Annotated in this window: 18 protein-coding genes and 1 riboswitch; of the genes, 6 read left to right on the top strand and 12 right to left on the bottom strand. The window is 66.3% G+C overall.

Going from position 1 to position 22,181, the window contains the following annotated elements; translation table 11 throughout:
• On the top strand, positions 1-990 hold the full coding sequence (locus U1737_RS05240) for an NADP-dependent oxidoreductase (protein WP_248522196.1): 990 nt from the start codon (positions 1-3) through the stop codon (positions 988-990).
• A 283-nt stretch (positions 991-1,273) separates the two neighbouring features.
• Here U1737_RS05240 and U1737_RS05235 read toward each other — a convergent pair whose 3' ends face one another.
• The 6 genes from U1737_RS05235 to U1737_RS05210 are packed head-to-tail and all read right to left on the bottom strand — an operon-like array spanning position 1,274 to position 6,428.
• Positions 1,274-2,242 carry a magnesium and cobalt transport protein CorA gene (locus U1737_RS05235; protein WP_332795877.1) on the bottom strand — a complete coding sequence of 323 codons (969 nt, stop codon included), beginning with the start codon at positions 2,240-2,242 and terminating at the stop codon, positions 1,274-1,276.
• 38 nt (positions 2,243-2,280) lie between these two features.
• A complete protein-coding gene (locus tag U1737_RS05230; RefSeq protein ID WP_332795876.1) occupies positions 2,281-3,075 on the bottom strand; it encodes a MetQ/NlpA family ABC transporter substrate-binding protein in 795 nt (264 codons plus the stop codon).
• Between the two features lie 8 nt (positions 3,076-3,083).
• Positions 3,084-3,746: a methionine ABC transporter permease gene (locus tag U1737_RS05225; RefSeq protein WP_248522190.1), complete on the bottom strand. Its 663-nt coding sequence runs from the start codon at positions 3,744-3,746 to the stop codon at positions 3,084-3,086.
• Positions 3,743-4,477: a methionine ABC transporter ATP-binding protein gene (locus U1737_RS05220; protein ID WP_248522188.1), complete on the bottom strand. Its 735-nt coding sequence runs from the start codon at positions 4,475-4,477 to the stop codon at positions 3,743-3,745. The genes U1737_RS05225 and U1737_RS05220 overlap by 4 nt, the downstream gene beginning before the upstream one ends.
• Positions 4,474-5,505 carry an LLM class flavin-dependent oxidoreductase gene (locus tag U1737_RS05215; protein ID WP_248522186.1) on the bottom strand — a complete coding sequence of 344 codons (1,032 nt, stop codon included), beginning with the start codon at positions 5,503-5,505 and terminating at the stop codon, positions 4,474-4,476. The genes U1737_RS05220 and U1737_RS05215 overlap by 4 nt, the downstream gene beginning before the upstream one ends.
• Entirely contained in the window at positions 5,505-6,428 is a 924-nt protein-coding gene (locus U1737_RS05210; RefSeq protein ID WP_332795875.1) for an ATP-grasp domain-containing protein, read from the bottom strand. Before U1737_RS05210 ends, U1737_RS05215 begins: the two co-directional genes overlap by 1 nt.
• 108 nt (positions 6,429-6,536) lie before the next feature.
• Here U1737_RS05210 and U1737_RS05205 point away from each other — a divergent pair, with 108 nt between their 5' ends.
• Entirely contained in the window at positions 6,537-7,178 is a 642-nt protein-coding gene (locus U1737_RS05205; RefSeq protein WP_332795874.1) for a peptidylprolyl isomerase, read from the top strand.
• Between the two features lie 322 nt (positions 7,179-7,500).
• Here the strand turns inward: U1737_RS05205 and U1737_RS05200 are convergent, their stop codons facing one another.
• From U1737_RS05200 to U1737_RS05185, 4 genes are read right to left on the bottom strand one after another with little or no spacing between them, the layout of a single operon-like run.
• The gene (locus tag U1737_RS05200; protein ID WP_332795873.1) at positions 7,501-8,232 is read right to left on the bottom strand and encodes a phosphocholine cytidylyltransferase family protein; all 732 of its coding nucleotides are present in this window, start codon (positions 8,230-8,232) and stop codon (positions 7,501-7,503) included.
• A gap of 1 nt (position 8,233) precedes the next feature.
• Positions 8,234-9,325, bottom strand: coding sequence for an inositol-3-phosphate synthase (locus tag U1737_RS05195; protein WP_132735585.1), 1,092 nt, complete (start codon positions 9,323-9,325; stop codon positions 8,234-8,236).
• A gap of 15 nt (positions 9,326-9,340) precedes the next feature.
• Entirely contained in the window at positions 9,341-10,201 is an 861-nt protein-coding gene (locus U1737_RS05190; RefSeq protein WP_332795872.1) for a CDP-alcohol phosphatidyltransferase family protein, read from the bottom strand.
• 54 nt (positions 10,202-10,255) lie between these two features.
• Positions 10,256-12,448 carry an NAD(+) synthase gene (locus U1737_RS05185; protein ID WP_332795871.1) on the bottom strand — a complete coding sequence of 731 codons (2,193 nt, stop codon included), beginning with the start codon at positions 12,446-12,448 and terminating at the stop codon, positions 10,256-10,258.
• Positions 12,449-12,658: 210 nt separating this feature from the next.
• Here U1737_RS05185 and U1737_RS05180 point away from each other — a divergent pair, with 210 nt between their 5' ends.
• From U1737_RS05180 to U1737_RS05165, 4 genes are all read left to right on the top strand, one after another.
• Entirely contained in the window at positions 12,659-13,159 is a 501-nt protein-coding gene (locus tag U1737_RS05180) for a DUF2946 family protein (RefSeq protein WP_332795870.1), read from the top strand.
• An 86-nt stretch (positions 13,160-13,245) separates the two neighbouring features.
• Entirely contained in the window at positions 13,246-15,462 is a 2,217-nt protein-coding gene (locus U1737_RS05175; RefSeq protein WP_332795869.1) for a TonB-dependent receptor, read from the top strand.
• Positions 15,463-15,464: 2 nt separating this feature from the next.
• The gene (locus U1737_RS05170; protein WP_332795868.1) at positions 15,465-16,646 is read left to right on the top strand and encodes a PepSY-associated TM helix domain-containing protein; all 1,182 of its coding nucleotides are present in this window, start codon (positions 15,465-15,467) and stop codon (positions 16,644-16,646) included.
• Between the two features lie 306 nt (positions 16,647-16,952).
• A riboswitch (cobalamin riboswitch) is annotated at positions 16,953-17,192 on the top strand.
• 168 nt (positions 17,193-17,360) lie between these two features.
• Positions 17,361-19,532, top strand: coding sequence for a TonB-dependent receptor (locus tag U1737_RS05165; protein WP_332795867.1), 2,172 nt, complete (start codon positions 17,361-17,363; stop codon positions 19,530-19,532).
• Positions 19,533-19,973: 441 nt separating this feature from the next.
• On the opposite strand, the gene kynU is transcribed toward U1737_RS05165, so the two are convergent.
• Positions 19,974-21,188, bottom strand: a complete 1,215-nt coding sequence (gene kynU, locus U1737_RS05160; RefSeq protein ID WP_332795866.1) for a kynureninase — start codon at positions 21,186-21,188, stop codon at positions 19,974-19,976.
• 5 nt (positions 21,189-21,193) lie between these two features.
• Positions 21,194-22,156 carry an alpha/beta hydrolase family protein gene (locus U1737_RS05155; protein ID WP_332795865.1) on the bottom strand — a complete coding sequence of 321 codons (963 nt, stop codon included), beginning with the start codon at positions 22,154-22,156 and terminating at the stop codon, positions 21,194-21,196.
• Positions 22,157-22,181: the final 25 nt, after the last annotated feature.

The following is a 22,181-nucleotide window of genomic DNA, read 5'->3' as shown; positions in this document are numbered from 1 at the left end:
ATGGCCCGTGCATGGAGCCTGAAGGCACGTCCGCAAGGCATGCCGAAGCATACCGACTTCGCCATGATCGATCTCGACCAGTCTGTGCTCGGCGCTGGCGAGGTCCGGATTGCCAACCGCTGGCTGTCGGTCGATCCGTACATGCGCGGGCGGATGAACGACGTGAAGAGCTATGTCCCGCCGTTCGCGCTAGGCGAGGCGATGCAGGGCGGCGCGGTCGGCGAAGTGGTCGAGAGCAACGGCGACGGCATCAAGGTCGGCGACATGGTGTTGCACATGGCGGGCTGGCGCGACGAGGCGGTGGTGCCGGCGGCGCAGGTGCAGAAGCTGCCCGCGCTCGACGTGCCGGCGCAGGCGTTTCTCGGCCAGCTCGGCATGCCGGGGATGACGGGGTATTTTGGTCTGCTCCAGGTTGCCGAGGCGAAGGCGGGCGACACGGTGTTCGTGTCGGCGGCGGCGGGCGCGGTCGGATCGACCGTGGTGCAGGTCGCCAAGGCCAAGGGCATGACGGTGATCGGCTCGGCTGGCGGCGCGGAGAAATGCGCGTGGGTGAAGTCGCTCGGGGCCGATGCGGTGATCGACTACAAGGGCGACGTACCGGTGGTGAAGGCGCTGGGTCAGGCTGCACCGAAGGGCATCGACGTGTATTTCGACAATGTCGGCGGCGAGCATCTCGACGCGGCGCTGGCACATGCGAACATGCATGCGCGGTTCGCAGTGTGCGGGATGATCGACGTGTATAACAGCGGCGCGGCGACGCAGTTGAAGTATCTCGCGCGGCTGATCGGTAACCGCATCCAGATCCGCGGGTTCATCGTCAGCGATTTCATGAATCGCGCCGACGAATTCTACAAGGACATGGGCGGGATGCTGGCCGCGGGGACGCTGAAGCGGCAGGAGACGGTGCACGAAGGGCTCGAGACGATGCCGGATGCGTTCTTGGGGCTGTTCTCGGGTGGGAATATGGGGAAGATGCTCGTCAAGGTTTGAACGACAGTCGCTCGGCGTTCGATCCTCCCCCGCAAGGGGGAGGCGGCGCCGAAGGCGACGGAGGGGGCGGACACGCAACAGCGGTTGTCCCTTACCTCCCCCTCCGTCTGGCGAGTGCCAGCCACCTCCCCCTGGCGGGGGAGGACGAAGTAAGGGGCTGGTTTCACCCTCGTCACCCCGGGCTTGTTCCGGGGTCCACCGTGCCGCGAAGCGACGGCTGGCGACTATGCGGAACAGTGGATGCCGGAACGAGCCCGGCATGACGGAGTCAGTGGTCGTCGCGCTATAGCCACTTCGCCTGCTTGAACTTCACATACAGCGCCGAACACACAACGCCGATCACACCCAGCACGATGAAATACCCATATTCCGTCTTCAACTCGGGCATGTTCTCGAAGTTCATGCCGTAGATCCCGGCGATCGCGGTGGGGACGGCGAGGATCGCGGCCCAGGCGGCGAGCTGGCGGGTGATCGCGCCGGTGCGTTGCTGTTCGAGCAGGTTGCTGAATTCGAACACCGACGTCAGCACTTCGCGCAGGCCCTCGACCATCGTCTGCACGCGGCGGACATGGTCGAGCACGTCGCTGAAATACGGTTTGGCCTCGGTATCGATGCAGGGCAGGTCGAGCCGGACGATCTTGCCCGCGACCTCGCCCATCGGTCCCAGGATCCGCTGGAACCGGATCATTTCTCGACGCAAGCCGAAGATTCGGACGATCTCGTCGCGGCCTAGGAACGCGTCGATGGTGCGTTGTTCCATTGCCAGCACCTCGTCCTCGATGCTCTCCATGATCGGCAGATAGCCGTCGACGACGTAGTCGAGGATTGCGTGGAGGACGTAGTCGACGCCGTTGATCAGCAAGGTCGGCGCGGCTTCAAGCTGTTCGCGTAGCGCTTTATGAGACCGCGCCGAGCCGTGGCGGACGCTGATGATGTGGCTGTGGCCGACGAAGATCGCGGTCTCGCCATACGCGATCTTGTCCGCCTCGAGCTGCGCCGTGCGCGCGACCACGAAGAGCTGGTCGCCATACACGTCGACCTTGGGCAGTTGGTCCGCCTTGATCGCGTCCTCCACTGCCAGCGGGTGGAGGTTATACTGCTCCTTGAGCGTCCGCATCTCGTCGTCGGTCGGGTCGCATATCCCGATCCAGACGAACTCGGAGCGATCCGCCGGACAATCGACCTTTTCGTCGATCGAGACCGCGCGGACGCGCTTGCCATGACGATAGAGATACGCGGCGACGACCGTCATGGAGCCTCAAGGATTACGCGAACGAGGCCGCGCCGGTATCAGAAGGCGGGCAGCACCGCACCTCGATAATGCTGCTCGATGAAGGTCTTGGTCGCCGGGCTGCGCAGCGCCGCGATCAGTTTCACGACCCGCGGGTCCTTCTCGCCGCCGGGCAGGCCAACGACGAAATTGACGTAAGGGCTGTTCTTGTCCTCGATCGCGAGCGCGTCGCGGACCGGGTTGAGCTTCGCGTCGAGCGCATAATTGGTGTTGATCAGCGCGAGATCGACCTCGCCGAGCGTGCGGGGCAGGGTTGCGCCCTCCAGTTCCTTGAAGTTGAGGTTCCTCGAATTGGTGGCGATGTCGTTGAGGCTCGACAGCGGGTTGGTCGGGTTCCGGAGCGTGATCAGCCCGGCCTTCTGGAGCAACAGCAGCGCGCGGCCGCCGTTGCTCGGCTCGTTGGGGATCGCGACGGTGGCGCCGTTCGGGATCTGCGCGATCGACTTCCACTTGCGCGAATAGGCGCCGAGCGGCTCGACATGGACGCCGGCGTACGTCACCAGATGCGTACCGCGCGAGGCGTTGAACTGGTCGAGATACGGCTTGGTTTCGAAATAGCTGACGTCGATCTGCTTCTGTTCGACCTGGAGGTTGGGCTGGACGTAATCGTTGAAGACGCGGATCTGGAGGTCGACGCCCTCCTTCGCCAGCGTCGGCTTGATCGATTCCAGGATCTCGGCATGCGGCACCGCGGTTGCGGCGATCGTCAGCGTCTTGCCGTCGTTGGTCTTGGCGCCTCCGCAGGCGGCGAGCGCCAGGAGCGAGAACGAGGCGAGCAGGGTGCGACGGTTCATGGCGATTCCTAGCGGCGGGTGAAGTGGCGGGCGAGCGCGTCGCCGGCATATTGGATGATCTGGACGAGCACGACCAGCAGCACAACGGTGACGGCCATGACGTCGGTCTGGAAGCGCTGATAGCCGAACCGGATCGCGAGATCGCCGAGCCCGCCCGCGCCGACCACGCCCGCCATCGCGGTGAACGAGACGAGCGCAACCGCGGTGACGGTGGCGCCGGCGATCAGCCCGGGGAGCGCCTCGGGGATCAGCGCGCCGGTGACGATCTGGCGGGTGGTGGCGCCCATCGCCTGCACCGCCTCGATCGTGGTGCGGTCGACTTCCTTGAGCGATCCCTCGACGAGCCGCGCATAGAAGGGTGCCGCGCCGACGACGAGCGGGGGGATCGCGCCGGCGACGCCTAGCGAGGTGCCGACGAGCATCACGGTGAGCGGGATCATCACGATCAGCAGGATGATGAACGGGACGGAGCGGAGGATGTTGACGATGACGCCGAGCACGACGTTGGCGACGCGGTTCTGCGACAGGCGGCCCTGGCCGGTGAGGTAGAGCAGGACGCCAAGCGGAAGCCCGAACGCGATCGTGAGCACGAGCGACCCGCCGAGCATGATCAGCGTGTCGAGGCACGCCTGGCCGATGTCCGACCAGTCGATGTTGGCGAAGAAGCTCATGCCGCCAGCGCCGCCAGCATGCGCCGCGTCGCCGGGTGCGTGGCGTTGGCGAAGATGTCGGTAACGTCTCCGGTTTCGACGATACGGCCGCGTTCGAGGACGGCGACGCGGTCGCAGACGTAGCGGACGACGTCCATTTCGTGCGTGATCAGGACGATCGTCAGACCGAGGTCTCGGTTGAGTTCGCGGAGGAGGGTCAGGACCGAGCGGGTGGTTTCGGGATCGAGTGCGCTAGTGGCTTCGTCGCAGAGCAAGATGTCGGGGTCGGTGGCGAGCGCGCGAGCGATGCCGACGCGCTGTTTCTGGCCGCCGGATAGCTGGGCTGGATATTTGGTGGTGTGATCGGCGAGACCTACGCGGTCGAGTAGCGCAGCGACTTTCGTCTCGCGCTCGGCTTTGGATACGCCCGCGAGCGCCAGCGGGAACGCGACGTTTGCCGCGACCGTGCGCGACGACAGCAGGCCGAAATTCTGGAAGATCATGCCGATCCGGCGGCGTAGCGCGCGCAGGTCTGCCGCCGACAATGCCGCCACGTCGACGCCGTCGACCTCGACTCGACCCGACGTCGGACGTTCTAGCGCGTTGATCAGGCGGATCAGCGTCGACTTGCCCGCGCCGGACTGGCCGATGACGCCAAATACGCCACGCGCCGGGATTTCCATCGACACGCCGTCGAGGGCAGCCGCGTCGGTTGCCGGGTAGGTTTTAACGACGTCAGTTAGGCGGATCATGCGGTGCCCATGACCTGCGCGGCGAACCGCTCCATTTCCTCGGCCTGCGGGCTCATCTGGAGCAGCAGCAGGTCGAGACCGGCGGCTTCGTACTCCGCGACACGCTCCTTCAACTGCTCGGGCGTGCCGACCAGATTGGGGCGCAGGCCGCGGTTGGAGACGGAGTATTCCTGGATCTTCAACTCGCGTTCGAGCTGCGTGCCCGACAACCACTGGTCGAAATTGGCGTATCCGGCGGGGAGTTCGGTGACGCTGGTGATGCGCTCGAGTTCGCGTTTCGCCTCCGCCTCGCTGTCGCGGACGATCGCGTAGGCAGCCATGCCGTATTGCATCGGTGCGCCGCCGCCCCTCTTCTCATTGGCTGCTTCACGTCGCGCGGCCATGTCGGCGATCTTCGGCGCGATCGCGTCGGCGGGGTCGCCGTGCATGACGTAGGCGTCGCACTGCGCGGCGATCATCGCCTTGGCCTTCTCGCTCTCGCCACCGGCGTAGACGGTCGGGCGCTTGGCGGGCTTGGGCGAGCAGATCGCCTGTTCGGTGGTGTAGAACTGGCCCGCGAAGTCGAACCGTTCTTCGGTCCAGAGCCCGTCGACGACGGTCAGCCACTCGGCGGTGCGGGCGTAGCGATCGTCGTGCTGGTCGAACTGGAGGCCGTATTGCTTCGCCTCGTCCGCCCACCAGGACGACACGACGTTGAGCGCGAGGCGTCCGCCCGAGATCCGGTCGATATTCGCCGCCGCCTTGGCGAACAGCGCGGGGTGGTGGAAGTTCGGGCGGACCGCGACCATCAGCTCGATGCTGTCGGTCACTGCCGCGAGCGCCGCCGCGGTCGACCATGCATCCAGCGCAGGCTGTTCGATGCCCTTGATATCGTTGAGGTTCAGCTCGGCGATCAGCGTCAGGTCGTAGCCCCAGCGCTCGGCGTTCTGCGTGAGCGCCTTGGTGTACGCCCAACTCGCCTCCATCCCCTCGTCGGGGACGTTGCGAAGCCAGCCGCCGAAGACGGGAGTCCAGTAACCATAGCGCATCAGCGGGCCTTCTCGATCTGTTCGACCAGGTAATCGACGAGGCGGTCGTGGGGATCCCAGCCGAGCACGTCGAGGGGCTTGGCGACGAAGTTCGACAGCGCGTTGATGTCGTAGAAGCGCGCGACGCCATCGCGGTCGTCGATCATCACCTCGACTCCGCCGACGTCGAGATCGACCGCGCGGGCGATCGCTTCGGCGGCGTCCTTCAAGGTCTGCGACGGCTCGACCGCGGCCATCTTGATGCCGGAACCGGGGACGACGCATGCATCCGCCGGGCAGAGATCGAACGCGCCGCCGCCGGCGACCTCGATCGCGTAGAGGAACTTGCGGTCGAGCGTCTCGATCCGGGTGATCGCGCCGTCGCGGACGGGGACGTATTCCTGGACTAGCAGGACGCCGTCGACGCTGCTCGGGAGGCCGGCGTCGGCTACGGCGGTGCGCAATTCTTCGAGGCTGTCGAAGCGGATTATGCCGGCCCCCGATCCGCCTATGTTCGCCTTCACGACCAGCGGGAAGCGTAGCGTCTGCGCGGCGGGGACGACGTCGGCGGCGCGGTGGACGACGCGCGTTTCGGGGATCGCGAGGCCGAGCGAGGCGATCAGCGACAACTGCCGCGCCTTCGATGCGTCGATCGCGAGCACGTCGGTGCCGTTGATCACGCGTGCGCCCGTGCGGCGCCAGTGATCGAGCATCGCCATCGTATCGAAGATCGGATGCTCGTCGTTGCGCAGGAAGCTCGACATCGCGATCCGGTTGAAGACGACGGGGGCGGGTGCGCTCTGGTCGGCGGGGTTCCAGAAGCCGTCGGGTTTGACGCGGGTGAACGCGACACCGCGGCGGTCAAGCGCGGCGAACAGCGGTTCGAACCAGAGCGGGTGCTCGTAGAGAATGGCGAGATCGGTCATCACTTCCCGGATACGCATTGCGCGCGGGCGTGCAAACCCAAGCAATAGTTTGGGCCGCGCAATTTCGCATCGTTCCCGGCTGACGTTCTCGGCTGACAGGGCGCGTTTGCCGCGGTAGCCTTGGTCATGATCTTGAAAACGCTTGGCGCTTCGCTCGTCCTTCTCTGTGCCGTTTCCGGCTCGGCGCAAACCGTCGCTCCGGCTGCACCGGCTACGCCTGTTCCGGCCGAGGCGGTGCCGGCGGCGACCGTCTCTATCGTGATGACGACCAGCGAGGGGCCGATCACGCTGGCGCTGGAGAAGGATCGCGCGCCGCTAACGACCGCGAATTTCCTGCGCTATGTCGATCAGAAGCGGCTCGATGGGGTGACGTTCTATCGCGCGATGAACCTGGGGCAGGGGACCGGGCTGATCCAGGGCGGGCCGCAGAATGATCCGAAGCGCATCCTGAAGCCCGTCGCGCACGAGCCGACCAGCAAGACCGGGTTGTCGCATGTCGACGGGACGATCTCGCTCGCGCGGTTGGCGCCGGGGACGGCGACGGCGGACTTCTTCATTACCGTCGGGCCGGTGTTGTCGTTGGATGCGAACCCGACGGGGAGTGGGGATACCGCGGGGTATGCGGCGTTCGGGCATGTCGTCGAGGGGATGGACGTGGTGAAACGCATCCTTGCTGCGCCGATTTCGGCGACCGCTGGGGTCGGGGTGATGAAGGGGCAGATGATTGCCGCGCCGGTTAAGATTCTGACGGTTCGTCGGGCGAAGTAGGGCGGGGCCTTACGTCACCTCATCTCATCAACTCCGCCACCCCGGCGAAGGCCGGGGCCCAGTTGGAAAGGTTGCAGTAACGGCGGACTGCGCTTCGTTATAGCCGTCCCCCCAATTGGGCCCCGGCCTTCGCCGGGGTGGTGTTGGGGAGGGGTCGGTTGGACCGAGACACAGAGCGCCGCCTAGCCGTTCCCCCGCGGACGCGGGGGCCCAGCTAAATATAGGGCGGTGCCTGTGGCTCCTGGGCCCCCGCGTTCGCGAGGGAACAAGGAACAGAAGTGTCGTTGGTAACAGGGAGTTCTCGGACGCGAACTCGGCTGGGTCAGGCGGCGACGGCGTCCGCCTTCGTCGCCATCCATGCCTCGGCCTTCGCCAGAGCAGGCGCGTCGTCGACGTCGATCCAGTCGATGTCGCTGCAATCGACGATCCGGGCGAGGCCTTGCGCAGCCAGCAGGCGGACGCCTTCGGTCAAAGACGGGCTGGCCAGCGTTGCCAGCGCATCCGACAGCGCGGGGCCGATCGCGAAGACGCCGGTGTCGTAGCAGTCGTGCGGTTCGAGGCCCTTGCCGATCGCGACGATGCGGTCGCCTTCGGTCGCGACGCAGGTGACGTCCTCGGGGTCGACCCAGTCATGGCCGAGGCGCCGGTCGATGCCGAGGCGGAGACCACCGCCAGCGCCGGCTTTCGCCATGCGCGCGTAAAGGTCTGGGCTGACGAGGTGGTCGCACATTGCGAGGACTGCTTCGTCCCCGGCCAAGGCATCGCGCGCCGCCAATACCGAGACGCCGTTGGGTTCGCGGTGGTCGGCGAGCACCGTCTCGACCGCCAGCGGCCAGCGCCGGCTCGCGAGGTACGCTTCGATCGCCTCGCGCCCATAGCTGACCGTCACGATCGCCCGCGCGAAACCGGCTTCCGCCAGCCCCTCAAGCGCGTGGGCGATCAACGGCCGCCCCGCGACCGCGCAGAGCGGCTTGTACGGGGCGGAGGTGCGAAGGCGGCTGCCTTCCCCGGCGGCGAGGATGATCGCCGTTTCAATCCGGGGCGTGTCGATCATGTCAGGCGGCCTTGATGAACCGCTCGACTTCGATCTGTGCGAGATCGTCGGTCATCTGCGTGCGCGGGTGCTTGCAGAAATAGGCCGAGGCAGGGTCAATCACGCCGGCGATGCCGCGATCCTTGGCGATCTTGGCGCAACGGATCATGTCGATCGCGACACCCGCCGAGTTGGGGCTGTCCTCGACCGAGAGACGCAGCTCGATGTTCATCGGCACGCCGCCGAACAGCTGGCCTTCCATGCGCAGGAAGCAGACCTTGTTGTCGTTCTGCCAGGGGACATAGTCCGACGGACCGATATGGACATTGTCGTCGTCCATCCGCTCGGCCGCGACCGACTGGACCGCTTCGGTCTTCGAGATCTTCTTCGACTCGAGACGGCGATGGTTCGACATGTTGAGGAAGTCGGTGTTGCCGCCGGTGTTGAGCTGGTAGGTGCGATCCAGCTTCACGCCGCGCTTGGCGAACAGGTCGGTCAGCACGCGGTGAACGATCGTCGCGCCGAGCTGTGCCTTGATGTCGTCGCCGATGATCGCGACGCCGGCGTCCTCGAACTTCTTCGCCCAAACGGGGTTCGAGGCGATGAAGACGGGGATGTTGTTGACGAACGCCACGCCCGCTTCGATCGCGCATTCGGCGTAGAATTCGGTCGCTTCCTGCGAACCGACCGGCAAATAGTTCATCAGCACGTCGGCGCCCGATGCCTTCAGCTCGGCGATGACCTCTTCACGGGTCGGCTCGGCGGCGTCGGAGACGAGGAACGTGCGGTCGTCCTTGAAGTCGGCCATGTGGTCGGCGACGCCGTCCAGCTTCTTGCCCATCTTCACAATCGTGCCGGTGTTGCTCACGTTCGGTGCGAACACCGCGGTGCAGTTCGGCTTGGCGAAGATCGCCTCGGCGACGTCCTTGCCCACCTTGCGGCGATCGACGTCCCAGGCCGCGACGACCTTGATGTCGCTCGGCTTGTAGCCACCCATGTCGAAATGCATCAGGCCGACCTGGTCGTTGGCGCCCTCACGGTAATGCTCGAGGCCTTGCACGAGCGAGCTCGCGCAGTTGCCGATGCCGACCACGGCGATCCGAATGCTATTCATTACTGACCCTGTTCCTTACGAAAGATGCATGCGCGACGCGGTCTTTGGTCGCGTTGCAGAAGTATTACGAACGAAAGCCCGCTCGACACGACGGTGCCAGACGAGCCCGACGATGGCCACGAGCGTCAGAGGGACGATCTCGAACCACCAGAAGATGCGTGGATTGCCCACGAAGCAGGCGACGAAGATCGCCCATACCCGGACATTCGCGGTAAGCAAGGCCATCAAGCGCAACGGGGAGACGGCGCGAGCCCCGTACAGCGCACCGAGCGCGACCGGATCGCTGGCCTGGCCGAGCGTCCGCTCGAACGGCATGGCGATCCGATCGATGCTGCTCGCGACCCCGTCGTAGAAGCGGACGAGCGCGTTGCCGGTGGGGACGGGGGGCGCTTCGAGCGCGACGCCCTTGATCCGGCGATGGAAGCGCGAGCGCTCGCCCTCGTACATGTTCGACTGCACCGCGTGCGCGGCGCCAGCGGCGAAAGCGAGGATCCAGGCTTCGGGCGTATCGATCGTCAGCGCGAGCGAGACGTAGATCAGCGCGAAGACGCCGTGATCGCACAGACCGTCGAGCATCCGGCCGAGCGGGCTCGCGGTCTTGGTCGCGCGCGCGACCATGCCGTCGAGTCCGTCCGCGATCAGCCATCCCATCGACAGCACCAAGCCGACCAGCGCCAGCGCCCAATTGCCCCATTGGGTATAGGCGAGCGCAGCACCTCCGCCGAGACAGAGCCCCATGACCGACACCGCATTCGCGGAAATTCCACGCGCCAAGGCGAACGGCAAAAGCGCACGGCCTGCCGGGTGTATCAGCCAAAGGTTAGATGGGATCTCGATCCGGCGATCGCGCGATCCATCCGGTGGAGCCACTGTCATAGGATTTTCATAATGCGCCGCGCGGGCGGTTTATGCAAGGTAGCGCAGCTAACCCTATGGAACGCTTGACCGCAATTCTTCGATCCAGGCCGTCGCGATCCCATCCGACGGCGCCCGCCAGTCGCCGCGCGGCGACAACGCACCGCCCGCGGAGACCTTCGGGCCGTTGGGCATCGCCGACCGCTTGAACTGGCTGGTCGTGAAGAATCGGAACAGGAATTTTTCCAGCCATTTCCGGATCGTCGGCAGGTCGTAGGCGACGCGCGCATCCTCGGGCAGGTCCTCCGGCCACGCGCCGACGCTCGCATCGCGCCATGCATGCCAGGCGAGAAACGCGATCTTCGAGGGGGCAAGGCCGTGGCGGATCACGTAATGCGCGAAGAAGTCGTTGAGCGCATACGGCCCGATCATCGACTCGGTGCTCTGCAACGCGCCATCCGCGCCTGCCGGCACGAGCTCGGGCGAAATTTCCTGCGCGAGGATCGTCGACAGGATCGCATCGGTCGCCGCGTCATACTGGTCGGTGCGGATACACCAGCGGATCAGGAACTGGATCAGCGTCTTGGGCACGCCGCTGTTGACCGCGTAATGGCTCATCTGGTCGCCGACGCCGTAGGTGCACCAGCCGAGCGCCATCTCGCTAAGGTCGCCGGTGCCGAGCACGATCCCGCGCCGCTGGTTGGCGAGGCGGAACAGGTAATCGGTGCGCAGCCCTGCCTGCACATTCTCGAAGGTGATGTCGTAGACCGGTTCGCCTTCGCTGAACGGGTGGCCAATATCCTCCAGCATGCGGCGGGCGGCGGGCTTGATGTCGATCTCTTCGGCGGTGATGCCGAGTGCGCGCATGAGCGCCCAGGCGTTTGCCTTGGTGCCGTCACCGGTCGCGAAGCCCGGCATGGTGAAGCCGAGGATCGCGCTGCGAGGGCGGCCGAGCCGGTCCATCGCCTTGGCCGCGACGATTAGCGCATGTGTCGAGTCGAGCCCGCCGGAGACGCCGATGACGATCGTCTCGGCGTGTGCGGAGACCAGCCGCTTCGATAGCGCCTCCACCTGGATGTTGAACGCCTCGTAACAGTCGTCGTCACGGCGCGCGGGGTCGTTCGGGACGAATGGGAAACGGCGGATGGCACGTTGCAGGTCGTTCCATCCTCCCCCGCCAGGGGGAGGTGGCGCCGTAGGCGACGGAGGGGGAGGACACGGAACAGAGGTTGCGCTTTCCTCCCCCTCCGTCAGGCTGCGCCTGCCACCTCCCCCTTGCGGGGGAGGATCGTTGGCTTCGAGATTGATCTCAGCTTCAAGCACCACCGCATGATCGAATCCGATCCGTCGGAAGCGCGTTTCGGGGTTGCCGGCGAATATCGCCGCATCGTTGAACGTGCCGTTGCGCAGGCGTTCCTGCGTGATCCGTTCGCAATCGATGTCGGCGATCACCAGTTCCGGCTCAGTCGAGAACCGTTCCGATTCCGCGATCTGCTCGCCGAGTTCGTGGATCAGGCCCTGGCCGTCCCAGGCGACTTCGGTCGTGCTCTCGCCCGGCCCGGCGGCGGAATAGACATAGGCACAGACCGCGCGCGCCGACTGCGACGCCGCCAGCATCGCCCGCTCGCGTGCCTTGCCGATGACGATGTTCGACGCCGACAGGTTGCAGCAGATCAGCGCACCCGCGAGCGCGCCCGCGGTCGAGGGCGGGGTAGGGGCCCAGTAATCCTCGCAGATCTCGGCATGGACCACGAAGCCGGGCAGGTCGCGCGCGGCGAAGATCAGGTCGGTGCCGAACGGTACCTCTTCGCCGTCGAGGTCGATCGTCAGCCCGGTCAGGCCGGCGCCGCTCGCGAACCAGCGCTTCTCGTAGAATTCGCGGTAGTTGGGCAGGAACGTCTTCGGCACCACGCCCAGCACGCGCCCGCGCGCGATCGCCAGCGCGCAGTTATACAGCCGCCCGTTGCGCACCAGCGCCGCGCCGACCAGCAACATCGGCCGCAAGGTCGCGCTCGCCTCGACCACGGTCGCGATCGCCGCCAGCGTCGCGCGCTGCTGCGCGGTCTGGAGATGCAGGTCGTCGATCGCATAGGAGGTGAGGTTCAGTTCGGGGAACACGACGAGGTCGACGCCCTTCGCGTCCGCCTCGCGCGCCAACGCGATCGTGGCCTCGGCATTCGCGCCGGTATCGCCCACCGACGCTCGCGGCGTAGCGGCGGCGACCCGGACCAAGCCGTGCGTGTGGATGGCGTAGAAGGGATGCGTCATGCCGTACCGATAAACCCCAACCGCCCGTCACGCCACCAGCTTGCACATTGCCGAAGACGCCGCCCATGCTGCGGTATGGGAGAGGTTAGCGGACTGGCGGCGTTTCGGCCATTGCCGCGACGGCGGATCGCGATAGCCGGCACGGCACGACGCTGCGGCCTGTCTCGAAGAGGATGTTGAAACGGGAAACAGGCGAGACGGAATGTCCGAGTGACACTCCCCGCCAGCGGGGGTAGTCGGCTCCCTGTGCACACCGTCCGGCATCTTTTCGCGCAACGCCATCTCGCTGTGCTGCTTTGCGCTGCGACGCTGCTGATGAAGCTGCTGGTACCGACCGGCTACATGATCGCGACGGATCACGGCCGATTTGCCATCACCATCTGCTCGGGTACCACCTCCGCGGCGATGGCGATGGACATGCCGGGGACGATAGACATGCCGGGGACGATAGACATGCCGGGGACGATGGACATGCCGGGGATGCACGACGACACGGCCGGCCACGGCAAGTCGAACGACCACGGCAAGGCGGAGATGCCCTGCGCCTTCACCGGACTGTCAGCCGCCGTCCTGGGCCCGATAGACCCGATCCAGCTTGCCGCGCTGATCGCGTTCGTCATGGCCATCGGCCTGACGATAGCCGTTCCGCCGGGGCACTCTCAACCGGCGTTCCTGCGACCACCCTTGCGGGCGCCCCCGACCTACCTCTGACCTGTCATTTCGCGCTGCATCAGGCAGCGCGTCCATGAAGTGCGACCCTGCACGCATCGCGCGCAGGGCCGGTCGAAGGTAATCTCATGATCCGAACATATTTGCTGGCTGGCGCCGCGGTGCCGTGCCTGCTGCTGGCCGTTCCGGCTGGCGCACAGACGCGCGACACCAATTCTGACGAACGCATCGACGCGACGATCATCGTCACCGGCCAGCGCGACCCGCTCAAGCTGAACGATCAGGTACAAGCCGGCAGTCGTCTCGGCCTGACGATCCGCGAGACGCCGGCGAGCATCGAGGTGCTGACGCAGGACGATCTCCAGGTCCGCGGGCTGCGCACCGCGCGCGAGACGTTCAACGACGTGGTGGGCGCCGTCGCCGGCAACGTTCCCGGCAACCCGGCGGTCGTCAGCATGCGGGGCTTCGCCGGCAATACCGTGTCGATCCTCCAGGACGGGGTGCGGGTGTCCGCTTCGACCGTCGTCCAGCGTGACAGCAACAACTGGCACTATGACCGAATCGAAGTCCTGAAGGGACCGGCGTCCGTCCTCTACGGCGAGGGGGCGTTGGCCGGCGTCATCAACAAGGTGACGCGCAAGCCGGTCCTGGGCGAACGCCACCTCGACACGCTGCTGTCGGTCGGCAGTTTCGACACGGTGTTCGCGGCCGGCGGGGTCAACCTGCCGGTGTCGTCGACGATCGCGGTGCGCGCCGACGCCAGCTACCAGCGCTCGGACAGCCTCTACGACGTCGACGACAACGACACCTTCTCGGCCGGACTGACCGCGAGCGCGCTATGGAAGCCGAGCGACCGCCTGTCGCTGCTGGTCGCGGTCGATCATTTCGAGGATCGCTACGACGCGACCTATCAGGGACTGCCGCTGATCCCCGGCCAATATGCGCTGCGCCCGACCGACGCGGTGACGAGCGCGAACGGCCTGGTCGCCGATCGCGCGCTGCGACGCCGCAACTACAATCCGCAGGGGGCCTATTCCGGCGCCGACGAGACGACCGTGCGCTCGCGGCTGGACTGGTCGATCGGCAGCGGTTGGACGTTCGCGCTCGATCTGACCGGCTATACCGCGAAACGCGCGTTCCTGCTGGCGGACAGCCAGGCCTACGTTGCGCCCACACCGGCGTTTCCGAACGGCAGCTTCCGCCAGACCAATCAGGATTTCCGCCACGATCACCAGTTCTGGAATGCGCGCGGGGTCGCCGGCAACGACAGCGTCATCGCGGGCCGGCGCAACCGCTTCAGCCTTGGCGTCGAGCATAACGACACCGATTTCGTCAGCTTGCGTCAGACGGCGCCCGTCTCGGCCCTGCCGGCGGTGGACGTGCGCAACCCGGCGACCCTACCCCTGCCCACGGGGACGGCGATCTTCACCGCCGGCAACGTCACCTTCGATTCCAAACTGAAGCAGACCTCCGTGTTCGCCGAAGACGCGCTGAACCTGACGCCCAAATGGCTGCTGGTCGGCGGGGTGCGCTGGGATCACATGGAGCTGGACCGGGCGACGATCCAGAATGTGGGCGGCGCGGTCGATCGCAACAGTCCGACCTTCAACCCCGTATCGTGGCGGGTGGGGACGACCTGGGACGCAGGCGGCGGTCTGACCCTCTATGCGCAGTATACGACCGCGGTATCGCCGGTGTCGTCGATCCTGCTTGCCTCGATCGCGAACAGCCGGTTCCGGCTGACCAAGGGCCGCGCCTACGAGGCCGGGTTCAAGGCAAGCGGCTGGGGCGGACGGGCAAGCGTGACCGGCGCCGCCTACCGCATCGCGCAGAAGGACATCCTGACCCGCGACCCGAACAACCCGGCCTTGGCCGTACAGGGCGGCCGCCAGTCGTCGCAGGGTGTCGAACTGTCGGCGGTCGTCGCGCCGGTGAAGGCGCTGCGCCTGTCGGGTGGCGTCTCCTATACCGACGCGCAATATGACCAACTCTCGGAGCTGGTGAGCGGCGTGCGCGTCGACCGGCGCGGCAACCGTCCGATCAACATCCCCTCGACCACGGTCAACGGCTCGGCGCTCTATACGATCGCCGACACGGTGACGCTGGGCGGCTTCCTCCGCCACGCGAGCGCCTTCTACACCGACACCGCCAACACCATCGGGGTCGCAGGGCATACCGTGCTCGATGCAAGCCTATCGTTCCCGGTCGCACCACAGGCAACCGTGACGCTGCGGGGCCGCAACCTGACCGATGCTTTCTACGGCGAATATTCCGGCTATCCGACCACCAACGTCTATATCGGCGCGCCGCGATCGTTCGAGGTCGCGCTGGCGACGCGGTTCTGACGATGACCGGGCATCGGCGATCAGCGGCATCGCGCGCGCGCATTCTCGTGCGGCGCGTCCATCTCTGGCTGGGGTTGAGTGTCGGGCTGTTGTTCGTGGTGCTGGGCCTCACAGGCTCGGCACTCGTCTTCTACACCGGCATCGACACGGCGCTTCATCCTGCGATCCAGGCCGGTCGCGACGATCCTGCGCCCGATTTGAACGCACGCGTCTGGGATCGCGCGCTGGCGACCGGGCGGGCACGCTGGCACGACACAGGCGGCAAGTGGACGCTTGAAGCAACGGGCGAAGGCGGTGCGATCCCGGCGCGCTATTATCCGGCGCCCGGCCACCACGGCGACCGGATGATGGTATGGTTCTCGGCCGATGGCACGCGCATCGTTCGTGCCGAACCGTGGGGCGGCTATCTCATGAGCTGGCTCTACCAACTTCATATGGCCCTTCTTGCCGGGGATATCGGCGGTCAGGTGGTGGGCTGGTCCGGGGTGCCGATGCTGCTGCTGTTGATCAGTGGCGTGGTGGCCTGGTGGCCGCGCGGACGCTGGCGCAAGGCGCTCGCCTTCAAGCGCGACGCCGCACCGATCCGTCGCCTGCGGGACCTCCACAAGCTGTCCGGCCTGTGGAACATGGTGCTGCTGTTCGTGCTCGTCGCGACCGGCGTGTTGCTGGCTCTGCCTGCCGTTACGCAAGCCCTGTTCCGACCTGCGGCGATACCCGCGCCGAAGTCGGTCGATGATGGAGCGGGCCGGATCACGATCGTTCGCGCGTTCGGGATAGCGCACCGGGCATTGCCTGACGGCCGGATCGTCTTCGTGGATGTGCCCAGCGCGCGGGATGCGCCGATCAGGGTGCGACTTCAGGTGGACGGCGATCCTCACCCACGCTTCCCCGGCAGTTACGTCTTCGTCGATCAGCCTTCGGGCCGGGTGCTGGCGGTGCACGATGTTCGGCGCGCCGGCACCGGGACCTTCCTGGTGAGCTGGATACGCACGCTGCACGACGGGACAGTCGGCGGAATGGCGACGCGGATCCTCGCGGTCCTGTTGGGCTTCGTGCCGACGCTGCTATTCGCGACCGGCCTTCTTCACTGGTTGCGCCGCGGCAGGGCTGTTCGCTCTGCCGGCAAATACCGGCCAGATACCAAGGCGGAATGTCCAAGCGACACGCCGCGCCGCCAGCGATAGCCGCTCCGTGTGCACGCCGGCCGGCATCGTCTGACGAAACGCCATCTGGCCGTGCTGATCTGCACTGCACGGCGACAGGCAGGAGCTGCGGCCGAACTGCACCGGTACGAGCGCGGTGGCCACGGGTTCTGCCTGCATGCGAAAGGTACGACGAGCGAGCATTGGTTCGACGAGCTTGTCTGGTGGCTACAATCTCGCCGTCTCTTAAAGCCGCGGCGAAATTGTCAGGTCGTGGCTTTGGGGCATGGCGATTGCCCAGAGGCATTGATCGGGATACATCGGCGCCGCTGATCTGCTTTTGAAGCAGGCCGGCATGATCGCGTCGGTGTCCCGAGAGGGGCTTAATAGGGAACGCGGTGAGGGTGGTTCGCCGCCTGAATCCGAGGCTGTCCCTGCAACTGTAAGCGGCGAGCGCGATGCATATCGCTTCTTCCTTCATAGAAGGGGCAGCCACTGGGCCAGACGTTACGTCACGAGGGCCTGGGAAGGCCGTGCATCGTGTGATGACCCGTGAGCCAGGAGACCTGCCGGCGTCTGGTCGCTCTTGCCTGGCCCAGGGGGTGGCCGAGGCACGGTACTCCGTCGAGCGACGACGTGTGCGGTGGGGGCCGCACGGGCATGCGTGCCGGTCGCGATGGCGTCCGGCTGGCGCGGATGTCGGCCGTTCGCGGAAGGTCCCTGCCGGGTTCGCTCGACGCCCCGGGGATTACCGTAATGCCGTTCCTATCGTCTCGCTTCGCGTTTGCAGGGGCTTTGTTGTCGCCTGTGTTCGCAGCACCGCTCAACGCTCAGTCCGCGCCTACTTCCGACAACGAGGACATTCTGGTTGTCGGCCAGCATGCACAGGACACGCTCACCACGCCGAACGCGACCGGCAGCCGCCTGGGTCTCACGCCGCTCGAGACTCCCGCGACGATCTCGGTCATCGACGGCGCCACGATCCGCGCGCGCGGCGACCTGTCGGTGATCGACGCGACGAGCCGCGCACCGGGCATCAGCAACGCCGGCAACCCCGGCAACGGCGGCACCGCGCTCGCCGCGCGGGGCTTCAGCGGTCAGGGATCCGTGCTCCAGCTCATCGACGGCATAAGGCTGTTCCCGGCTGCCGGCACGATCACCTTTCCCACCGATCCGTGGATGGTCGAGCGTATCGACATCCTGAGCGGCCCGGCCTCCGTGCTCTACGGCCAGGGCGCGCTGGGCGGCGCGGTGAATGTCCTGATGCGCAAACCCGATACGCAGCGGACCCAGATTGAAGGCGAGATCGGCTATGGCTCGCAGGACAGCTTCCATGTGGCAGCCGGCGCAGGGGGGGCGATCACCGAGCGCCTCTCGTACCGCATCGATGGCAGCTATCGCCGATCGGACGGCTATGTCGATCGTGGCCAGTCGCGCAGCCATGCGGTGTCGGGCACGCTTCGCTGGGCACCGACCGACACGCTCGTCGTCACCGCGCGGGACGATTATGGCGACCAGAAGCCGATGCGCTATTTCGGCACGCCGCTGATCGACGCTCGGCTCGACGACCGCATCCGGGAACGCAACTACAACACGCGCGACGGCTTTATCCGCTACCGCGACAACCGCACCAGCCTGCAGGTCGACTGGACGCCGAGCGATGCACTGACCGTCAGCAACCAGGCCTATCGCCTCACGTCCAAACGCTACTGGCTCAATCTCGAAAGCTATTGCTGGATCGCCGCGGGCGGGGTCTGCCCCAACGGCAGCACCAACGCCGGGACGCCCGGCCGCGTCCTGCGCACCGACATGACCGGGATCGTCCACGACCAGACGCAATGGGGCGATCAGGGCAGCGTGACGCTCTGGACAGGCATCGCCGATGGCGTCAGCAACGACCTTGTTATGGGCTTCGACGTCAACCTCATCAAACTCACCTACTCCCACAACTTCGGTTCGGACCCGCAGGTTTCGGAGGTCGATCCTTTCGCGTTCGATCCCGGTCTGATCGTCGACACGCAGGGGATCGCACCGCGCTATCGCACGCGCATCGACGAATATGCGGTCTTTGCCGAGGACCGGCTGAAGCTCGGCACGCACGTCTCGATCGTCGGCGGCGTGCGCTACGAACGCGACAGGATACGCCGTTGGTCGATCGACTATCCGGGCGGCGCCAGCACGGAAACCTTAGCGCTCGACAAGCGGCTGCACAATATGACCTGGCGGATCGGGAGCGTCTATCAGCCGGTTCCGACGGTTTCGCTCTATGCGCAATATGCCACCGGCGTGGACCCGCTCGGGACGCTGACCACCTATTCGACGGGGCAGGTGCAGTTCAGCAACGCGGTGGGCGACCAGGTCGAAGTCGGTGCCAAGGCGGTGTTCCTCGACGGGCACGGTACCGCGACGCTGGCCGCCTACCGCATCGTCAAGAAGCGCCTGCTGGCGCAGCTGACCCCGACGAGCCCGGTCGAGCAGGTGGGACAGCGATCGGCCAAGGGTGTCGAGGCCGCGGTGTCGCTCGATCTGCCTTACGGCGTTGGGATCGATGCGAACGGCAGCATCCTCGACGCGACCTTCGACGACTTCGTCTCAGGCGGCACGAGCTTCAACGGCAATACCCCGCCGGACGTGCCCGAGACGCTCGCCAATCTCTGGCTGCGCTGGAACGCGACGCGCGCGCTTCAGGCGCACGCCGGGCTGCGCTACGTCGGGCGTCGTTATTCGGACAACGCCAACAGCTTCCGCATCCCCAGCTATACCACGGTCGATGCCACGCTCTCCTATGCGGTGACGCCGCGCGTCGCGGTCGCTGTCCACGGCTACAACCTGTTCGACCGGGACTACGCGCTCAGTACGTATACCAACCAGCAATGGGTGCTTGGCCGTCCCCGCTCGGTCGACGTCTCGCTTCGTGTCAGCTTCTAACACCCTCGGACCGCCGGCGCTCGGCAAGATCGCCCGGCGCTGGCTCTACCGCGTTCATCGCTGGATCGCGCAGTTCTCGATCGCAGGAATCACCACGTCGATAAACGGGATCTGGCTCGGGTGGAAAAGGCTCGCACGGTAACGGTTTCATCGCAGCCAGGTTTCCCAAACGACCGGATTTTGGGAACGTCCGGGTTGGGAGAGGAAAGCGGACGCTGGCAGTTGAAACGTTAATGAGAGCCGAACCACGTCCCGGCGACATAGGCGATGCTGCTACCCCAGTTAAGTGCGGTAAAAATTCCGAACACAGTCAACGCGGCGTTGCCTAATCCCAGCAATCTGCGGCTCATTGGTCGACGCTCCCTCGTTAAGCTTCTGATAGCGTATTTGACAATGCGGATGTCCTCAAGTGGGCGTTAGCGGACATGTCCCTTCGTGCCGTCACGTCACCGCAAGGCGCTGTGCGAATCGCGGATTTTGCCATGCCTGGGTCTCTAGGGTCTCGCGGAGGATCTCGCCGGCGCGCCAGACGTCGATGTGACTGAGGTACAGCGGCGTCAGGCCCAAGCGGAGGATGTCGGGATCGCGGAAGTCGCCGATGACCCCGCGGGCTATCAGCGCCTGGGTGATCGCATAGGCCTGGGGGTGGCGGAAGCTGATGTGGCTGCCGCGCCGCGCCGGGTCGCGCGGGCTGACACAGTCGAGGCCCAGTGCGTCGCCGGCGGCGGCGAGGATGTCGAAGAGTGCTGCGCTTTTGGTGGCGACGGCGTGCTGGTCGAGGTCGACCCAGAGGTCGAGCGCGGTTTCGAGCGCGGCGGTCGAGAGCATCGCCGGGGTGCCGGCGAGCCAGCGCTTCATGCCGGGGGCGGGGCGATAGGCATCCTCGAACGCGAACGGCGCGGCGTGGCCCATCCAGCCGGACAGGGGGCTGGCGAGCGCATCCTGCCATCGCTTGGCGACGTAGAGGAAGGCGGGCGCGCCGGGGCCGCCGTTGAGGTATTTGTACGTGCAGCCGACGGCGAGGTCGGCGTCGGCGCCGCCGAGGTCGATCGGGACCGCGCCGACGCTGTGGCTGAGGTCCCAGAGCATGAGCGCGCCGGCGGCGTGCGCGCGGGCGGTCCAGGCGGGCATGTCGAAGCGGTCGCTGGTCTTGTAGTGGACATGGGTGAGCAGGAGGACCGCGGTGTCTGCGTCGAGTGCGGCGGCCAGGTCTGCGCGGGCGACCACTTTCAGGCGTGCACCGGGGACGCAGGCGACGGCGCCCTCCGCTATGTGCAAGTCAGTCGGGAAATTGCCCGATTCGCTGAGCACCGTGTGGCGGTCGGGGTTGCTGCGAAGCGCGGCGACGAGTGCCTTGAAAAGATGCGTCGAGGTGGTGTCACCGATGATCACTTCGTCGGCGGCGGCACCGATCAGCGGCGCGATCTTGGCGCCGATCCGCTGGGGGGCTTCGATCCAGCCTTCGTTCCAGCTGCGGATCAGGCGATCGCCCCATTGGCGGGTGGCGACGTCGGCGAGTGCTGCGGGCGTCGCTCTGGGGAGCGCGCCGAGCGAGTTTCCGTCGAGGTAGATCACGCCTTCGGGGAGCGCGAATTTGTCGCGATAGGCGGCGAGCGGGTCGGTGGCGTCGAGCGCGCGGGCTTGGTCTAGGGTCATCGGGCTCACTTCAGGGCTGTCGTGATGAGGCGCTTGGTTTCCGCCCAGGCAGCGGTGTCCGGGGCGATGAGTTCGACATGACCGGTGGCGGGCACGATATGGAGCATGGCGCGGTCGCCCGCCGCCTCGGCCTTTGCAACATAGTCGGTCGCCATGTGGAACGGAATGATGCGGTCCTCGCGACCGTTGACGAGATCCTGCTTCGCGCCGAGCGGGAGGAGGCGCGGGACCGAGGTGTCGGCATAGATGTCGGGATGCTGCGGCGTGGCGGCGCCGACGAGTTTGGCGACGACCTCCGTGCCGCACCCGTTGGTCGCGTCGGCGGCGGTGGCGTCGAGATCGGGGAGCCCGCCGAGGCTGATGACGTGGCGGATACGGAGCGGATGCTTGGTGTGAAGCGCGCTCGTCGCGGGCAGCTTCCGGCGAGCGGCGAGCCAGAGCGCGAGATGGCCGCCTGCGGAATGGCCGACGGCGACGAGGTGCCGGGTATCGAGGTTGAACCTGCGGGCGTCCACCGCGAGGCGGTCGGCGGCGCTCCCCGCATCCGCGAACGTCCCGGGATAGCCGCCGCCGGCCAGATCGACGCCGCGATAATCGATGTTCCAGACCGCGACGCCGTCCTTGCGCAGATCGTCGGCGATCCAGTTCATCAGGCTGCGGTCGGCGATGCTGGTCGTCCAGCAACCGCCATGCACCATCAGCACGACCGGGAACGGACCCTTGCCCTGCGGAATCCAGACGTCGATTTTCTGCATGGCGTCGGCACCATAGTCGACGGTCGCGTCAGGAGTCGGCTTCGGGCGCTTGGTCAGGTCGGGCCACGTCAGCAGCTTCGGGGTGGCCGAAGCGGGATTTTGCGCGGTCGCCGGAACGGCAACGGCGGCGAGCGCGAGAATTGCAAAGCGGATCATGGGGTTGGTGTAGCGGGCTCGGTCCGCCGCGTCATGCGGGCATCTGGCCTTCCGCATGCGGACCAGGCGCGCGGTACGTTCA

This window comes from Sphingomonas fucosidasi (assembly GCF_036663855.1).
GTDB lineage: Bacteria > Pseudomonadota > Alphaproteobacteria > Sphingomonadales > Sphingomonadaceae > Sphingomonas > Sphingomonas faeni_B.
Note: the sequence above shows the minus strand (reverse complement) of the source record. Positions and strands in the feature narration are given on the sequence as shown.

Excerpts from the sequence above, each read along its gene's own strand:
- U1737_RS05240 (WP_248522196.1), top strand. The coding sequence starts at position 1 with ATGGCCCGTGCATGGAGCCTGAAGGCACGTCCGCAAGGCATGCCGAAG.
- U1737_RS05235 (WP_332795877.1), bottom strand. The coding sequence starts at position 2,242 with ATGACGGTCGTCGCCGCGTATCTCTATCGTCATGGCAAGCGCGTCCGC.
- U1737_RS05230 (WP_332795876.1), bottom strand. The coding sequence starts at position 3,075 with ATGAACCGTCGCACCCTGCTCGCCTCGTTCTCGCTCCTGGCGCTCGCC.
- U1737_RS05225 (WP_248522190.1), bottom strand. The coding sequence starts at position 3,746 with ATGAGCTTCTTCGCCAACATCGACTGGTCGGACATCGGCCAGGCGTGC.
- U1737_RS05220 (WP_248522188.1), bottom strand. The coding sequence starts at position 4,477 with ATGATCCGCCTAACTGACGTCGTTAAAACCTACCCGGCAACCGACGCG.
- U1737_RS05215 (WP_248522186.1), bottom strand. The coding sequence starts at position 5,505 with ATGCGCTATGGTTACTGGACTCCCGTCTTCGGCGGCTGGCTTCGCAAC.
- U1737_RS05210 (WP_332795875.1), bottom strand. The coding sequence starts at position 6,428 with ATGCGTATCCGGGAAGTGATGACCGATCTCGCCATTCTCTACGAGCAC.
- U1737_RS05205 (WP_332795874.1), top strand. The coding sequence starts at position 6,537 with ATGATCTTGAAAACGCTTGGCGCTTCGCTCGTCCTTCTCTGTGCCGTT.
- U1737_RS05200 (WP_332795873.1), bottom strand. The coding sequence starts at position 8,232 with ATGATCGACACGCCCCGGATTGAAACGGCGATCATCCTCGCCGCCGGG.
- U1737_RS05195 (WP_132735585.1), bottom strand. The coding sequence starts at position 9,325 with ATGAATAGCATTCGGATCGCCGTGGTCGGCATCGGCAACTGCGCGAGC.
- U1737_RS05190 (WP_332795872.1), bottom strand. The coding sequence starts at position 10,201 with ATGACAGTGGCTCCACCGGATGGATCGCGCGATCGCCGGATCGAGATC.
- U1737_RS05185 (WP_332795871.1), bottom strand. The coding sequence starts at position 12,448 with ATGACGCATCCCTTCTACGCCATCCACACGCACGGCTTGGTCCGGGTC.
- U1737_RS05175 (WP_332795869.1), top strand. The coding sequence starts at position 13,246 with ATGATCCGAACATATTTGCTGGCTGGCGCCGCGGTGCCGTGCCTGCTG.
- U1737_RS05170 (WP_332795868.1), top strand. The coding sequence starts at position 15,465 with ATGACCGGGCATCGGCGATCAGCGGCATCGCGCGCGCGCATTCTCGTG.
- U1737_RS05165 (WP_332795867.1), top strand. The coding sequence starts at position 17,361 with ATGCCGTTCCTATCGTCTCGCTTCGCGTTTGCAGGGGCTTTGTTGTCG.
- kynU (WP_332795866.1), bottom strand. The coding sequence starts at position 21,188 with ATGACCCTAGACCAAGCCCGCGCGCTCGACGCCACCGACCCGCTCGCC.
- U1737_RS05155 (WP_332795865.1), bottom strand. The coding sequence starts at position 22,156 with ATGCGGAAGGCCAGATGCCCGCATGACGCGGCGGACCGAGCCCGCTAC.